Here is a 15481-nt window from a genome sequence, read left to right on the forward strand (position 1 = left end):
TATAAAAAAGCGAGCAGATTGCTCGCTTTTTTATGGCTATAGTTGCCTTGGTAATTTGGGCGTGCTAAATTGCGCCGTGTGTGGTGATGTTCTACACCGCTTTAAGGACGACCTTAAAGTTGTAATTAAATTCGGGGACGACCCCATAAAGAGGTCGACCATGAATTGGATCCTACTTATTGCTGCTGGCTTACTTGAAGTCGCTTGGGCTTATGGCTTAAAACAATCTGACGGTTTTACAAAACCCCTCATTTCATTCTTTACAATCTTAACCATGGCTGCCAGCTTTTATTGCTTAAGTGTGGCGCTCAAATCATTACCACTTAGTTTGGCTTATGCGGTTTGGGTTGGTATCGGCGTTATTGGCTCAGCAATAATAGGCATGACACTATTAGCTGAAGGCGTGAGTCTATTAAAAATAGCCAGCTTACTACTAATCGCCCTTGGCATTATTGGTTTGAAACTCGCCAATTAATAAATTTTTACTGCTCCTACTCAGTTTCATAATGTTAATTCAGGGTATGAGACTGAGAGCAAACGATTGGAGCAGTCGTGCGCTAACCAACAGAACTACATATTTTAAATTTGGAACATTAAGAATTGGTACGACCGAGTGGATTCGAACCACCGATTTTGGCGTGGGTCATAGAGAGCGGTAGTGCTCTAACCAACTGAGTAAATCTTTTTAGGTTAATGTACTTATTAATAGAAGTTGTAGAATTACAAAGAAGCAATAAAGATATAATTGGTACGACCGAGTGGATTCGAACCACCGACCTCTACCATGTCAAGGTAGCGCTCTAACCAACTGAGCTACGGTCGTACAATATGTTTGACTGGAAAAGCCATGATATAACCAAGAGGGATTTGGTTATACCTAAATCATGGTACAACCGAGTGGATTCGAACCACCGACCCCTACCATGTCAAGGTAGTGCTCTAACCAACTGAGCTACGGTTGTATTTTGATTTAAAACTGTTGTTAGCGTGGCTAAACAACGGAGGCTAATATATAGCGACTAGTTGTGTGAATCAAGCAGCTTTAGCTATTTTTGTGCTAAGTGCTGGTTTTTTATTCATAACGGACTAATTTCGCACGTTCTGTAAAAACCTTGCCACCAAGCAACATGCCTTTTCGCAGAGTGCTTAAGACTTTGTAAAATTGCGTCATTACTGTCGCTATCTACAAACTGGGCCAATTCGGTGTCACGCCATATTTGCTGGTAAAGAGGTTGTAGAGTTTCTAATCGACCCACTAAGAATGATTGATAAGGCTGTAGTTGCTCTAAATAAAACTTTTTAAAAACATTACTAAGCGTTTGCGCTTTTTGTTTATTCTTGTTTGCAGGGCAGAGATCATCTTTTGAATACTTCATGAGCAGCGCTGTTAATTGTTGATTGTAATGTGTTTGCACACGAGCCGCAGAAGTGAGTAGCTTGTTGTATTTAAAACGATTTAATACTTCGAGTTGGTTGATGATTTGCTCTGGCTCTATAGCGTTTATTTTGCCGGTATTAATTTGATTGTTTAACTTAGCAATTTGCTCCATCGCGCTCACGGTTTCGCTAAAACCTGCGGTGTTTTCATCAATGTGTGTCGAGCTTAGCTGCCAGCTTTGCTTAAACTCGCTTTCGTTGAGCAGCATAGCTTTAAAGTAGTTAGCAAGGTTTGCCTGCTTTTGTACTGCGGTGAGTTTTATTTTTTCAACTAGCTCATCTTGTTCTTCAAAGCTTTCTAAGCATTCATTTGCGCTTTGAATAAACTTAATTTGATAACTAAGAACATTAGCAGGCGTTGCTGTTTTGCCAAGCTGGTTATTGTGCTCAGCAATAAGGGTTGCAAGTTTACACTGACGTAATTGGGCAAGTTCAAGCATACCAATGGTTGCTTTATCTTCAGTATTTTCAGTAAAGTGGTTAACAGTTATTGTACTTGGTTTAGATAGCTTAAAACTTTCGGTTTTAAGCACGTTTTCTAATCTTTGCGCGTAGGTGTGGTTTACATCACCGGAAGAGGGCGTGCAGGCAATAAGTGCCACGCACGCTGTTGCGATGATAGAGTTTAGAAGGCTATTGGTTTTGCAAAAAAGGTGCATGTTTAAATCGCCTATGAACAGTGAACATCAACATAATTGCTGCGGCACTTAACCCCACAATAATGCCTATCCAAAACCCATGAGGGCCCATTGCTGGAACAATTAAATCTGTACGAGCAAGTACGAAGCCAAGCGCAAAGCCGATCAACCAATAGGATACAAAGGTGATATAACCAATTGGTGCCGTGTATTTTAACCCCCGCAAAATACCATTGGCAGAAACTTGCAGGGCATCTGGTAACTGGTAGATACAAGCAAGTACCATGATTGAAGAGGCAAGGGCTAATACTTCAGGGTTGTCAGAATACAATTGGCTTATAATATCTCGGGCAAAAAAGGTCACACTTGCCAGCAGAAAAGCAATAATTGCCGCGAGAATATAACTTGTTTTAACGGCATTTTTTAACTGTTGATAATGTTGTTGGCCAAATAAATTGCCTATTCGAATGCTAATCGCAATTGAGAGGCTCAACGGCATCATAAACAATAAAGTCGTCACACTGGCTGCAATTTGGTGACCGGCAACAGCAACAGCACCTAAGTGCGCTATAAACAAAGGAATACAGGCAAATAGCGTAACTTCAAAAAAAGTAGCTAATGAAATTGGAATACCCACTTTGGTGATAGTCCATAAAGTAGCGGGCTTTGGCGCTCTAAAATTGGCTAGCAATGCTTTGGCATCAATCTTTCTATTAAAGTGACAATAAATAACCTGAGTTAACGCCATTGCTGTAAATACCAGCGCCGTGGCAATACCACAGCCCGCGCCACCATAGGCTTGAAAACCTAATTTACCGTGTATAAATACGTAATTGGCAGGAATATTGACCGCTAAGCCAATTAAGCTAATGTAGAAAGCAGGTTTGGTCATTCCCATACCTTCAGTGATATTGCGGTACACACTGAAAAGTAAAAAACCAAAAATACCCCATTTAACAAAATGAATGTATTGCTCAGCTAAGTGGGTAATAGACTGTGAGGTGTCTAATTGACTAAGCACTGTATCAGCAAGGCTTGCCAGCCCTAAACCGATTATGGCAAGTACTAACGCCAGATACAGACCTTGTTGAAAATAATGACTAATACCTTGTTTATCGTTTGAACCAGCAAACTGCGCTATGATACCCGTTAACGCCAATAATATGCCTTGCAATGCAAGCATTAACGGATTCCAAATACCTGTTGCAATAGAAAGTGCCGCCAAGTCTGTTGCACTTACTTGGCCTGCCATCACGGTATCTACAACCGTCATTAAAATAAGGGTTACCTGTGCCAAAAAAACAGGAATGGCTAACGAAATTAACCTTTTGGCTTCCCAACTACAAAAAGACATAAAATACACAACTAAATAAACAGACAGCCATTGTAATCTATTCATAGATCAATAAAAATCGCAGTTATCTATTTAATGAAGAAAAGAGAAAGCGATGTTCACTGGAATTGTGCAAACGCAAGCCGTTGTGGTTGATGCTACTAACCAAGGCGGTGTACTAAGGCTAGCTTTACAAGTAGAACAGCAATACGCTGAAAACCTGAATATCGGCGCTAGCATAGCCATTAATGGTTGTTGTTTAACCGTGGTGAAGTTTGCATCAGACACGAAAGGCTGCTGTGTTATAAATTTTGATGTGATTGATGAAACATTGAAGTTAACAAACCTAGGTAAGCTGGCTGTCAATGAGACGGTGAATTTTGAACGTTCAGTGACTTTTGGGACTGAACTAGGTGGGCATATCGTATCGGGCCACATTCATTGTATAGCCGAGATACTTTCAATTAAACACCATCAAGACAACTGTAAAATGCAATTAGCATTAGCAAAAGAGTGGCAAAAATACGTGCTGTACAAAGGGTTTGTCAGCGTTAACGGGGCAAGCCTCACTGTAGGTGAAGTTGATGAGCAGGGCTTTTGGCTACACCTGATCCCAGAAACACTCTCTATTACCAATCTCGATAACTACCGCGAAGGGGATAAGTTAAATATCGAAGTCGATCAGCAAACTTATACCATTATCAACACGGTCGAAAATTATCTATCGCAACAAGCAAAATAAATACAATAAACGAGCTAAATAAGTATAAAAACGAGCAAATTAAAAAATTTGCTCGTCGTCACTATCGACATGTAATTCGAGTTTGTTGTGTGCGTAATCGATATGCATATTCAAATGGATGGGATTGCAACATGCTGCGCAATCTTCATAGTAATCTTGGTCACCGTCACTTGCATCAAGTGCTACGTGAATGTGGTGGCCACAGTGAGGGCATGAAATCCGTTGTGTGTATTGGTCTTTCATCAGCTTTTACCTTAATCAGGCATGCCTGAGTTCGTTAAATTGCAATCTTCATTAAACCCTAACTCATCAAAAATGAATCTAGATTTAATTAGATTGATATAACTCACTAACCGAATTTATTTAAGCGTAGTGCTACCAATTCGGTTAGCATCTTTATTAATACGCTTTATAAGCTAAATATAGCTGTGTTTAGCGGTTTGTGACATTCCTTTTACAGTGATTTTTAGCTTATTTCAGGAGCTGATCAATTTGTTGTTTTGCTTCAGTAAGATAGTGCCCTGCAAAGATATTGGCATTATTGAGCATAGGGTATAGTTGGTAGATGGCCCTACGTTGCTCGTAGCCTACCTGCAATGGGTAGATATCGTTATAGGCGTCATAAAAGCTATCGGGAAGTGGTGCATAAAGCTCACTCATTGCGATATCGCATTCCCGATCACCATAATAACAAGCAGGGTCAAATACACTGGGTACATTATTATAAAAGCCCATATTTCGACGCCAAAAGTCACCGTGTAATAACGAAGGCTCTACAACATGGCTATGCAGTGCGTCTTTAGCAAAAGCGATGAAGGTGTCTTGATTGACAAGCTCAATGCCTTTTTCTTGTAATAACTGCAATTGCCAACCAATGCGTTCTTCAGCAAAAAATACATCCCATTTTTTGTGCCAACGATTAGGTTGTAGAGTTGGGCCAAGGAAGTTGTCGTTATCTAAGCCGAACATGGCTTGGGTATGCTTTTGGTGTAAATGAGCAAGGTGTTCTCCCATTTCATGCCAATTGGTATGGGGCTGTTTATCAAGTTCTAACCATTCAAGCACGATAAATGAAAACTCAATATTGCAACCTGTGGTGATGCAATCTGGGATCATAAATAAGCTTTCTTGAGTTAACAGCTCTAGATTAAAGGCTTCGCACTCTAGGCGCTCCAGATCACTTAAGTGAGCGACTTTCACAAAGAAGTGGTGTAAATCATCGCCAATTTGGAAGTATTTATCGTTATTGGGTGATTGTAATTGGCGCTTAAAAGTATGCTTAAAATCAAAATGCATCGCTTGGCTAATCTGTTCATTCACCGAATTCCACATAATTTTGTTCACCTTTTAACCATATAATTAAACTATGGCAAAAAGACGATGAATTAACAAACCCATAGCGTTAATATTATTAAAGTTTATCGAAGTATTTATGAGGGGTCAGATGAATAAAAGTCTCATTACTAACTTAGTGGCACTTGCCTTAGTATTAGTCGGATTTTTATTTGAACAAGCAATTGTGCTTTCTGTTGGTTTATTTGCGTTATCGGGCGCAGTAACAAACTGGCTTGCTATTCACATGCTATTCGAAAAAGTACCATTTTTATACGGCTCTGGTGTTATAACATTAAAGTTTGCGTCTTTTAAGGTGGCGATTCGTAACTTGGTAATGACCGAGTTCTTCGCTGAAGAAAAAATCGATCAGGTCATGGCGCTCGCTAAACCGAATATTGATTTAGAGCCTGTGATCAGTGAAGTTAATTTAAGTCCGGCTTATGACTCTTTAATTGAGGTTATCGAAAACTCTCAATTTGGTGGCATGCTGTCGATGTTTGGTGGCCGTGATGCGCTCGAGCCAATGCGCGAACCTTTCATTGAAAAAATGAAAGCGGCGGTTATTGATATTTCGAAGAGCGACGAATTTAAAACCATTCTTGATGAAAAGCTATTTGCAAAATCTCACCTTGGTGGCTCATTACACAGTACAGTTGAGCGTTTAGTTGATGAACGATTGAATGAGCTTACACCAACCATGGTAAAAGATATTATTCAAACCATGATCAAAGAACATTTAGGTTGGTTAGTAATTTGGGGTGGGGTGTTTGGCGGCTTATTTGGCCTGATAGCTGCGCTAGTCTAATGAAGAAGGAATTTGTAGCAGGCCTTCAAAGACCTGCTACTGTGTATTCATCATTATTTTGAGCCTGCAATTACAATCACAGTGTCATCAGATACTTTAGCGATATCTTGAATACTGGTTTTTGTTGCTATGTCAAAATTTAAGTATTTCGCAGAGTTATGCAACCCATAAGTGCTAACAAACTTATTAGTTGGCATATCATTGCAAAATAGTTTTTCTGTCATTACTCGTTTACTTAAGCGTAAATCGCGCATAGTTCCGATTACATTGAGTGGCTTATTTGATGCAATAGCCATACACGCTTGAGTGCCAACTGAGTTATCTGCTGCGACAAATTGGGCTGCACTTGCATCAGTTGCTGCTAGTGAAGAACCTAAAATTATTGCTGTACCTAGTGCTGTAGTTAACGTATTCATCTTTCTCTCCAGTTGTTGTCTATAACGTAACATTTGTGCGACCTGGCTATTATGGATACTGCACACTTCCTGTTTGCTGGGCACATTTAAAGTATTACGCTAAACAAAAACAATTGCTGTTAATGAAAATCGACAAGATGTAAGTAAGTATGTAGATATGATCAAACAAAACTAACCGCTTGATAAGTGCTATTTTAAAGTGTGAATGTTGACACAATTAGCCTTAAAATTTTTTAATTAATTTTTAAAAATCCTGTATTAGCTCGTATTTAAGACTTGATATTTACGTGGCTGTTACATTTAAGTATTAACTCTAGCTTTTCTTTAAAAGGCTAATCAGAGTATAAGGAGCATCAGTGACCACAAAATTAGCAGGCTATTATCAACAAGCCTATGCATCTGAATCAAAACACTTTAATCAATGTTTTTATTGTGGTTGTGAAGCAACTGAGCGAGATTTTTGTCCGCCACTGCATATGCTGCAAAGCATTATAGATTTAGGCGAAGAGGCCGAATTTATATCAATTCCAGCATGTTATGAGTGCTTTGCATTACTGCATAACGAACGAGTGCTAACTATTGATGGGCGAGTGACAAAGCTTAAAAAGAAACTTTCAACAAAGTATGCAAAAGCGCTGAGAATTTATCACATGTGGCATGAAAGTGAACTTCACGATATGAGTGATGAGTTTGTGCACAGTATTAAAGCAGGCATGAAGTTAGGTGCAGAGGCAGCAGAGCGATTAGCATTTCAAGGTTATAGCTATGCAACTGAAGATGCCAGTGTCACTATTCGTGAGAAGCGTGCCGAATTTGATGTGCAAGGCAAAGTCTTTTATGACTTTAAAGACGCGCTTAATTACTGCATTAATGATTTACAAGTCGACAGAACAGAATTCTATAAGCTGGTGGTCGAAGATTATAATGGTGATTTTAACCGTGCATTGAGTCAATACCGCCATCGACACGAAAAAATAACCGCAGCTAACGATGCAGTTTCACTGATTAAAAGTTTTGCCAAGCAGCACAAGCAAAACTCAGACTTTGTAACTCGAACTGTGAAACATTTTATCAACAAAGATCCGAGCTTAACTACCGAAGGTGCGTTAGAGCAGTTATATAACAACTACATAAAGAAATAGTGCTCTGTGAGGCTGGTTATTCGTCTTGAATATTGGTGACTGGCCTCGTTTACTCGCATTAGAATTAACAATTAGTTAAAGTAGTTAAATAATAAAAAAGAGGAACGTAAGAATGCAAAAATTTGCACCATCCTTGTTGGTTATGGCGCTTGGTGTCGCGTTAGCGGGCTGCCAAGACAATGGCCCACAAGATCCAAAAGTCTCAATTAACAAAAACCCATACCCAAGCACTTATCAGCCACTTGCATCACAAAGTACGTTAATAACTAATGCCACTGTTTTAACCGGCACAGGCGAGCGTTTAGATGACGCAGATGTATTCTTTGTAGATGGCAAAGTCCAACAAGTAGGTAAAGACCTATCTGTACAAGCTGATAAAACAATTGATGCAGAAGGTAAATGGGTAACACCGGGTATTATTGACGTGCATTCACATTTAGGTGCATACCCAACTCCATCAGTGGCATCTCACCAAGATGGTAATGAAATGACCAGCCCTGTGACTGCAGAAGTATGGGTTGAGCATTCAGTATGGCCGCAAGATCCTGGCTTTAACCGTGCTCGTGAAGGCGGTATTACGTCATTACAAATTCTACCAGGTTCAGCAAACTTAATTGGTGGCCGTGGTGTAACGCTTAAAAACATTCCTTCGCACACGATGCAGGGTATGAAATTTCCTGAAGCACCGTATGGTTTAAAAATGGCATGTGGTGAAAACCCGAAACGTGTTTATGGCCGCAAAGGTGTTTTACCATCAACGCGTATGGGTAACATGGCGGGCTACCGCACAGCGTGGATTGAAGCGACAGAATACAAACGTGAATGGGATAAATACGAAAGTGATTATGCCGCAGGTAAAAACCCTGCAGCACCTCACCGCGACATCAAGCTAGATACGCTAGCAGGTGTGTTAGAAGGTGACATATTAATCCATAACCACTGTTATAAAGCAGAAGAAATGGCCATGATGATCGACCTCGGTAAAGAATTTGGTTATCACTCAGGTACTTTCCATCACGGTGTTGAAGCATACAAAATTGCTGACTTACTTGCCCAGAACGGTAACTGTGCGGCACTTTGGCCAGATTGGTGGGGCTTTAAAATGGAAGCCTACGACATGGTTCAAGAGAACGTAGCAATTGTAGATGCTGTTAAAAATTCATGTGCCGTTGTTCACTCTGATTCTGATACAACGATTCAACGCTTAAACCAAGAAGCCGGTAAAGTGATGTATCGCGCGAATGATGTGGGTTATGACATCTCTGAGCAACACGCAATTAAGTGGATCACTTCAAACGCGGCTAAATCACTGGGGATTGATGATAAAACAGGTTCACTTGAAGCAGGTAAGCAAGCTGATGTGGTTATTTGGAACCAAAACCCATTCAGTGTTTATGCGAAAGCTGAACAAGTATTTATCGATGGTGCCAAAGTTTATGATCGTAACGATGATAAATACCAAGCACAAAGTGATTTCATGCTAGGTCAAAAATAGGAGTAACATTGATGACAAAATTAACTAAATCATTAAAGCTGTCACTTGTTGCTGCTGGCTTATTTTCTGCGACAGCAAGTGCTGCATCGGTAGCGATTGTCAATGCAACACTACACACTTCAACAGAGCAAGGCGTACTTGAAGGCGCAAGCGTTGTTATTGAAGATGGCAAAATTGTTGCTATTAACCCAGCGACTGTCAACGCGGATACTACCATTGATGCAAAAGGCCAAATCGTGACTGCAGGCTTTATTGGTACTATGAACCAATTAGGCTTAGTCGAAGTGAGTGCTGTTGCAGGGTCGCGCGATGGTGGTGACGACAAAGCAGGCATTGACTTTGATCCAAGCCTTGCATTCAACCCACGCAGTAGCTTAATTCCTTATGCACGCAAGGGCGGTATTACTCAAGATGTGATTGTACCAAACGGTGGTGACAGTATCTTTGCGGGTCTTGCATCTGTCGTTGATCTATCAGGCAGCTTTGAAAGCGTAAATAAAAAGCAAGTTGCACTTGTTGTTCACTTAGGTGAAAAGAGTAAAGGCTCACGTGCTATGTCGATGAAAACTCTTATCGACAAGCTTGAAGGCGAAAAGTCAGCTAAAAAAGATGACAAAAAAGAGCCATCAACAGAGCAAAAAGTTATAGCTGCTGTGCTTTCGGGTGATATGCCGTTGATTGCCAGTGTTCAACGCGCATCAGACATCTATGAACTTGTTAAGTTAAAAGAAAGCTATGGCATCAATTTAGTGATTCATGGCGGTGATGATGCTGTTGTGGTTGCTGATACATTAGCTAAAGCGGATGTACCTGTGATCATCAGCTCTATGGCTAACTTACCGGGTAGCTTTGACTCTATGCATGCAAATCTTGCTAACGCAGGTAAGCTTGAAAAAGCGGGTGTAAAAGTCATTATTGGTGTTGCTGGTGACTCAAGCCACAATGTATACCAATTACGTTTTGATGCAGGTAATGCTGTGTCATACGGTATGAGCCAACAAGGTGCACTTAGCGCAGTTACCAGCAATATTGCTGATGTTTTTGGTTTAAACTCAGGCGCAATTGCCAAAGGTAAACGTGCAAACCTAGTTATGTGGTCTGCTGATCCATTTGAGCTTAACTCACACGTAAGCAAAATGTGGATCAACGGTGAAGAGGTTTCAACCGAAGCGCGTCAAGACAAACTACGCGATCGTTATACAACTGATTCAGCGATGCCACGCGCTTATACTAAATAAGTGCTCAACATATAAAAAGGCCGCAAATTTGCGGCCTTTTTTTAATACATATTTTCAAACTAAAAGCTAAAAAATTAGATTGCTTAGTTTATAAAGGCTAAGGCCAAATATAAGCAGTATTACTGGCACAATTACAAGGTTAAGTAAAAGCGAATTAGTGTATCCTTTCATCACCGATTTTTGATTCACTAACCAAACAAGGTAACAGGTAACAATTGGAAGTAATAATCCATTGGCAGCTTGCGCAAAGATGATAACCGCAACCGGATCAAGCCCAAGCGATGCGACCAGTGCACCGAAAACAAGGATAGTGATAGCAACCAGTTTAAAACGTGTATCACTCATTTGTGTTGACCAACCAAGCATGCCGCAAACAGCGTAAGCACCCGCAAGCGGTGCAGTTATTGCGCTAGTAAGTCCAGCTGCACATAAACCGATAGCAAAGAAATAATGAGCCATACCACCTAGAAGGGGCTCAAGTTGCACAGCCATATTGGCCGCTGAAATTTTACCTGCATCGGTACCATAAAATGCCACAGAGGCTGTTGATAAGATAGCTAACGTGATTATGCCACCTAAAGTTATCGAAATACCGGTATCAAGGTTTGTTTCTTTGATTACTTTGTCGATATTTTTTGAACTATCGTGTTTTTCTGCAAGTACCCCAGAGTGTAAAAACAGGTTGTAGGGCACAATGGTTGTGCCTATCAAGGCAAGTACCGTGGTAATTGAATTATCAGGTAAGCTAGGTATAAATCCTTTTAGCACTTCACCAAGTGGCGGAGCCGCCATCACCAGCGTTGAAATAAACACTAAGCTCATCAACACCACTAAAACAATTAACGCCCCCTCAATGACTTTATGTTTGCCAGTATACAAAAGTACTGCACTTAGAATCGCAATAAGGGGAGTCCAGAGTAGTGGACTCACTGAAGGGAGTATTTCTTGCAGTCCTAAACTGGCACCAGTCAGATTGCCTGCTTCATAGGCTGCACTGCCAATACCAATTGCACTGATCACTAATATGGCAGCCAGGGCTTTAAAAATCGGTGTTTGAATGGTGGTTCTGAGTGCAGATGCTAAATCAAGTCCTGTAGCAACACCAAGACGAGCAGCCATTGATTGCAACAAAATAGTTGCTACAACTGAGAACAATAACGTCCAAATAAGAGCAAAGCCAAAATTAGCACCTGCAACACTTGCCGTAGTGATGGTACCTGGTCCAATAAAAGCTGCGGTGACAAGCAGTCCGGGCCCTAAACGCATAATAAAACCTTTTATTATTATTTTTATACATTAACTATTAGCAAAACAGCTAATGTTTTAGAAATCAGAGCATATAGAGTATAGACAGACTTAGTATGGGTAAAGTAAAACAGGTGAATCGCTTAAAGTTAGCGAGTTGAACTTAGACCAATCCACACTGTAATTTTTATATACAGTACGTAGTAATGGCACAGTACGCATAACGAAATTAAAGTAAACACACCTAAAATCAATGGTTTGCTTTAAGTTTTGGCTTGGTAGGTATCTTGCAAAGTGTATATGCTTTTAACTAAAGGAAATGAAAATGCCTGAACTTACTCTTTCAGCATATGCGGCCGTGTATGTTTACCTGATTATGCTGACAATTCAGTGGGTGGTTGCCGCTGTCACTAAAGCCAAACAGCCCAATGCGGTGCCTGGTAAACTCGATAATTCATTAAGCCACGATAGCTTTGTATTTCGTTCACATCGCACATTTATGAATACCTTAGAAAATAGCCCGTTATTTTTAGGTAGCGTATTTCTTGGGTTCTTTTTAAACTTGAACAGTAGTGCGTTTGCACTGTGTATTTGGTTGTATGTGATAGCCAGGATCATTCATATGCTGCTGTATTATGGTGTAGCAACTGAGCAGAATCCAAGCCCACGCAGCTATTTCTTTTTAATCGCTGCTTTGGCAAATAGTGTGATGCTTGTTTTAATTGGTTTACGTTTGATTTAAACAGCATTGCTAACATATATAAAAGGCATTGAATGAATGCTCATACAATGCCTTTTTTAATACTGAAAACCTAGCTACTCAACGCCAATAAAGCCACCTGTTTGGTGTGACCATAGGGCAGCATAGATACCATCTTGGGCAATTAGTTGCTCGTGAGAGCCTTGTTCAACCACGCCACCTTCATCAAGCACAATGAGTCTATCCATTTGCGCAATAGTTGATAGGCGGTGCGCAATGGCAATAACTGTTTTGCCGGTCATTAAATCGTCTAGGCTAGTTTGAATTGCGGCTTCTACTTCAGAATCAAGGGCACTGGTTGCCTCATCTAAGATTAGAATTGGTGCATCTTTTAGAAGGACTCGTGCAATAGCAATACGTTGACGTTGACCACCAGAAAGCTTCACACCGCGTTCACCAACTTGTGCGGCAAAGCCTTTATTGCCTTTGCTGTCTTCTAAGTCTTCGATGAACTCAATTGCTTCTGCTTGCTTTGCGGCCGCAAGTATTTCATCTTCAGTAGCATCGGGTCTGCCATAAAGAATGTTATCTTTTACTGAGCGGTGTAACAGCGAGGTATCTTGCGTCACCATCGCAATGTGCTTACGTAAGCTTTCTTGGCTTACCTCAGCGATGTTTTGACCATCAATGCGAATTGTGCCTGAGTCAACATCATAAAAGCGCAGTAACAAATTCACTAAGGTAGATTTACCTGCACCAGAGCGACCTACTAAACCTATTTTCTCACCCGGTTTAATATCTAAATTTAAGCCATTGATAACAGGGCCGCGGAGGGTCTCGTTGGCAGCTTTACCATAGTTAAATTGCACATTCTCAAAGCTTATCGACCCTTCATTAACAGTAAGAGTGCTTGCGTTTTCTTTATCATCCACTTCAATCGGCGTTGATAGGGTTTTCATACCATCAGCAACAGTACCAATGTTTTCAAATAGGCTACTGATCTCCCACATGATCCACTGTGCCATTCCGTTTAATCTCAGTGATAAACTCACCGCAATGGCGATAGCACCAACACTGATGGCGCTAATTGACCATAGATATAAAGAGAGGGCAGCAATACTAAATACCAATAAATAATTAAGGGTGTTGATAGAGAAGTTTAAGCTAGTAACTAAACGCATTTGCTTATATACAGGCTGTAAAAATACATCCATGCTATCTTTGGCATATTGTTCTTCTCGCTGTGTGTACGAGAATAATTTGATAGTCGAAATGTTAGTATAGCTATCAACTACACGTCCGGTCATTTCTGAGCGCGCATCAGCCTGCGAGCTGGCTACTTTCTTGAGCTTTGGTACAAAATACATTTGAATAGCGGCATAAAGAACTAACCAAATTAATAATGGCAACATTAAACGCCAGTCAGATTCTGCGACCAAAAATACCATGGCGCCAAAGTAGACCACGATATACATTAATACATCGAGCAGTTTCATCACTGATTCACGAACAGCTAATGAGGTTTGCATTACTTTTGTCGCAATACGGCCGGCAAATTCGTTTTGATAAAAACTAACACTCTGACGAAGCAAATAACGGTGTGCTAACCAACGGATAGACATAGGATAGTTGCCAAGCAGCGCTTGATGTAACACCGCTGAGTGAAAGAACACGACAATAGGTAACACCACCAGCAACATAATTGCCATTTTTGTCAGTTCAGCCTGCTGCTCAACAAAAAAGGTATCAGGAGTATATTCGCCAAGCCAATCGACAAGTTGGCCCATGTAACTAAATAGCGATACTTCTAAAATAGCAAGTGCTGCGGCACTTAACGACATCAGCAGCAATGAAAGCTCCATGCCACGGGTATAATGACGGCAAAAAGCAAATAAGCTATTAGGTGGTTGAGAAGGTTGTTCTTTAGGAAACGGATTAGTCATCCGCTCAAATAAACGATACATACACGACGCTTTTTAAAAATCAAAGTGGCCTTACTATACCATTTGAGTAGTTTTTTAGCAGTTCATTTAATTTAAAAACTAAGATTAAAATCTAATTACTATTCAGTTATTTACATCTAGTGTAAGAAATGAAAATATAATAAGAAAAAGGAATTAATGATGAAAAAGTTGCTTTGTACGCTGTCCCTCGTTTTTAGCTTACCGCTTTTTGCCTACCAAACCGACACCCACATATTTAAGGGCAAAAAAACCAGCATCGAAAAACCCGTAACGGTGACATTACCTGATGGCTATCAGGACTCAAAAAAATACAATGTTATCTATGTATTACATGGCTACAGTGGCAATCACAGCGATTGGACTAAGCTTACAAACATAGAAAAACTGGCAGACCAATATGATGTCATCATTGTTAACCCAGATGGCAACTTCGGTTCGTGGTATCTCGATTCTGATATCGACAAAAGCTCGCAATACGAAACCTACATTGCAGACGATTTACTAAATTATATCGATTCTGAATATTCGACTAATCGGTCTAAAAGTGGCCGTGCAATAACAGGCTTATCAATGGGTGGCTTTGGTGCCTTGCACATTGCAATAAATCACCCAGAACAGTTTGCAGCAGTTTCAGGGATATCTGCTGGGGTTGATGTTAGGCCCTTTAGTGCAGAGTTTGACCTTGAAAAAGTACTCGGCAGTTATGCTGAAAACAAAGAAAAATGGGATAGCATTGCCATTATTAACAACCTCCATAAAATTGCTGCTGGCAATACGGCATGGAAAAAGGGCGCTGATACCTTACCTATTATGCTTGATATAGGCGTTGATGACTTTTTTATTGAGCAAAACCGAGCGCTACACCAGGCGATGTTAAAAATGCGCATCCGCCATGACTATGTTGAGCGTCCGGGTATTCATGACTGGCACTATTGGAATAAAGTGATTGCCTACCAATTTTTATTTTTAACCTCACATATGGCGCCATAAA

At 40.4% G+C, this 15481-nt stretch carries 15 protein-coding genes and 2 tRNA genes; 8 read left to right on the plus strand and 9 right to left on the minus strand.

From position 1 onward, the window contains the following. Positions 1-160: 160 nt before the first annotated feature. The gene (locus L1272_RS05605) at positions 161-475 is read left to right on the plus strand and encodes a DMT family transporter (RefSeq protein WP_054554730.1); all 315 of its coding nucleotides are present in this window, start codon (positions 161-163) and stop codon (positions 473-475) included. A 271-nt stretch (positions 476-746) separates the two neighbouring features. Here L1272_RS05605 and L1272_RS05610 read toward each other — a convergent pair. The 4 genes from L1272_RS05610 to L1272_RS05625 form a co-directional block, all read right to left on the minus strand. After that, positions 747-823 (minus strand) — tRNA-Val (locus L1272_RS05610). A 62-nt stretch (positions 824-885) separates the two neighbouring features. After that, a tRNA-Val gene (locus L1272_RS05615) sits at positions 886-962 on the minus strand. 114 nt (positions 963-1076) lie between these two features. Beyond that, positions 1077-2096: a DUF3080 family protein gene (locus L1272_RS05620; RefSeq protein ID WP_235372936.1), complete on the minus strand. Its 1020-nt coding sequence runs from the start codon at positions 2094-2096 to the stop codon at positions 1077-1079. Continuing rightward, complete coding sequence (locus tag L1272_RS05625; protein WP_235372992.1) at positions 2071-3429, minus strand: MATE family efflux transporter; 1359 nt, start codon at positions 3427-3429, stop codon at positions 2071-2073. Before L1272_RS05625 ends, L1272_RS05620 begins: the two co-directional genes overlap by 26 nt. 94 nt (positions 3430-3523) lie before the next feature. On the opposite strand from L1272_RS05625, the gene L1272_RS05630 reads away from it, so the two are divergent. After that, positions 3524-4150 carry a riboflavin synthase subunit alpha gene (locus L1272_RS05630; protein ID WP_235372938.1) on the plus strand — a complete coding sequence of 209 codons (627 nt, stop codon included), beginning with the start codon at positions 3524-3526 and terminating at the stop codon, positions 4148-4150. 39 nt (positions 4151-4189) lie between these two features. Here the strand turns inward: L1272_RS05630 and L1272_RS05635 are convergent, their stop codons facing one another. Beyond that, positions 4190-4393 (minus strand): CPXCG motif-containing cysteine-rich protein, encoded by a 204-nt coding sequence (locus tag L1272_RS05635; protein ID WP_054561385.1) that lies wholly within the window; start codon positions 4391-4393, stop codon positions 4190-4192. Between the two features lie 228 nt (positions 4394-4621). After that, a complete protein-coding gene (locus L1272_RS05640) occupies positions 4622-5482 on the minus strand; it encodes a fructosamine kinase family protein (RefSeq protein ID WP_235372940.1) in 861 nt (286 codons plus the stop codon). Between the two features lie 112 nt (positions 5483-5594). Between L1272_RS05640 and L1272_RS05645 the strand changes: the two genes are divergently transcribed. Next, positions 5595-6290: a DUF445 domain-containing protein gene (locus L1272_RS05645; RefSeq protein WP_138601847.1), complete on the plus strand. Its 696-nt coding sequence runs from the start codon at positions 5595-5597 to the stop codon at positions 6288-6290. 53 nt (positions 6291-6343) lie between these two features. Here L1272_RS05645 and L1272_RS05650 read toward each other — a convergent pair whose 3' ends face one another. After that, a complete protein-coding gene (locus L1272_RS05650) occupies positions 6344-6706 on the minus strand; it encodes a DUF3718 domain-containing protein (RefSeq protein WP_235372941.1) in 363 nt (120 codons plus the stop codon). A 356-nt stretch (positions 6707-7062) separates the two neighbouring features. Here L1272_RS05650 and L1272_RS05655 point away from each other — a divergent pair, with 356 nt between their 5' ends. The 3 genes from L1272_RS05655 to L1272_RS05665 all read left to right on the plus strand — a co-directional run bounded on the left by L1272_RS05655 (position 7063) and on the right by L1272_RS05665 (position 10581). Further along, positions 7063-7848, plus strand: coding sequence for a hypothetical protein (locus tag L1272_RS05655; RefSeq protein ID WP_235372942.1), 786 nt, complete (start codon positions 7063-7065; stop codon positions 7846-7848). Between the two features lie 112 nt (positions 7849-7960). After that, the gene (locus L1272_RS05660) at positions 7961-9343 is read left to right on the plus strand and encodes an amidohydrolase (protein ID WP_235372943.1); all 1383 of its coding nucleotides are present in this window, start codon (positions 7961-7963) and stop codon (positions 9341-9343) included. Positions 9344-9354: 11 nt separating this feature from the next. Continuing rightward, entirely contained in the window at positions 9355-10581 is a 1227-nt protein-coding gene (locus L1272_RS05665) for an amidohydrolase family protein (protein ID WP_235372944.1), read from the plus strand. Positions 10582-10647: 66 nt separating this feature from the next. On the opposite strand, the gene L1272_RS05670 is transcribed toward L1272_RS05665, so the two are convergent. Next, positions 10648-11847 (minus strand): Nramp family divalent metal transporter, encoded by a 1200-nt coding sequence (locus L1272_RS05670; protein ID WP_138601855.1) that lies wholly within the window; start codon positions 11845-11847, stop codon positions 10648-10650. 304 nt (positions 11848-12151) lie between these two features. Here L1272_RS05670 and L1272_RS05675 point away from each other — a divergent pair, with 304 nt between their 5' ends. Beyond that, positions 12152-12568, plus strand: coding sequence for an MAPEG family protein (locus L1272_RS05675; RefSeq protein WP_235372945.1), 417 nt, complete (start codon positions 12152-12154; stop codon positions 12566-12568). A gap of 74 nt (positions 12569-12642) precedes the next feature. Here L1272_RS05675 and L1272_RS05680 read toward each other — a convergent pair whose 3' ends face one another. Continuing rightward, positions 12643-14490: an ABC transporter ATP-binding protein gene (locus L1272_RS05680; RefSeq protein WP_235372946.1), complete on the minus strand. Its 1848-nt coding sequence runs from the start codon at positions 14488-14490 to the stop codon at positions 12643-12645. 159 nt (positions 14491-14649) lie between these two features. Here L1272_RS05680 and L1272_RS05685 point away from each other — a divergent pair, with 159 nt between their 5' ends. Further along, entirely contained in the window at positions 14650-15480 is an 831-nt protein-coding gene (locus L1272_RS05685; protein WP_235372947.1) for an alpha/beta hydrolase, read from the plus strand. Position 15481 lies beyond the last annotated feature (1 nt).

Origin of the sequence: Pseudoalteromonas sp. PAST1 (assembly GCF_021532515.1) — a bacterium.
GTDB classification, from domain to species: domain Bacteria; phylum Pseudomonadota; class Gammaproteobacteria; order Enterobacterales; family Alteromonadaceae; genus Pseudoalteromonas; species Pseudoalteromonas simplex.

Coding starts and splice junctions, on each gene's coding strand:
- L1272_RS05605 (WP_054554730.1), top strand. CDS start 161: ATGAATTGGATCCTACTTATTGCTGCTGGCTTACTTGAAGTCGCTTGG.
- L1272_RS05620 (WP_235372936.1), bottom strand. CDS start 2,096: ATGCACCTTTTTTGCAAAACCAATAGCCTTCTAAACTCTATCATCGCA.
- L1272_RS05625 (WP_235372992.1), bottom strand. CDS start 3,429: ATGTCTTTTTGTAGTTGGGAAGCCAAAAGGTTAATTTCGTTAGCCATT.
- L1272_RS05630 (WP_235372938.1), top strand. CDS start 3,524: ATGTTCACTGGAATTGTGCAAACGCAAGCCGTTGTGGTTGATGCTACT.
- L1272_RS05635 (WP_054561385.1), bottom strand. CDS start 4,393: ATGAAAGACCAATACACACAACGGATTTCATGCCCTCACTGTGGCCAC.
- L1272_RS05640 (WP_235372940.1), bottom strand. CDS start 5,482: ATGTGGAATTCGGTGAATGAACAGATTAGCCAAGCGATGCATTTTGAT.
- L1272_RS05645 (WP_138601847.1), top strand. CDS start 5,595: ATGAATAAAAGTCTCATTACTAACTTAGTGGCACTTGCCTTAGTATTA.
- L1272_RS05650 (WP_235372941.1), bottom strand. CDS start 6,706: ATGAATACGTTAACTACAGCACTAGGTACAGCAATAATTTTAGGTTCT.
- L1272_RS05660 (WP_235372943.1), top strand. CDS start 7,961: ATGCAAAAATTTGCACCATCCTTGTTGGTTATGGCGCTTGGTGTCGCG.
- L1272_RS05665 (WP_235372944.1), top strand. CDS start 9,355: ATGACAAAATTAACTAAATCATTAAAGCTGTCACTTGTTGCTGCTGGC.
- L1272_RS05670 (WP_138601855.1), bottom strand. CDS start 11,847: ATGCGTTTAGGGCCCGGACTGCTTGTCACCGCAGCTTTTATTGGACCA.
- L1272_RS05675 (WP_235372945.1), top strand. CDS start 12,152: ATGCCTGAACTTACTCTTTCAGCATATGCGGCCGTGTATGTTTACCTG.
- L1272_RS05680 (WP_235372946.1), bottom strand. CDS start 14,490: ATGTATCGTTTATTTGAGCGGATGACTAATCCGTTTCCTAAAGAACAA.
- L1272_RS05685 (WP_235372947.1), top strand. CDS start 14,650: ATGAAAAAGTTGCTTTGTACGCTGTCCCTCGTTTTTAGCTTACCGCTT.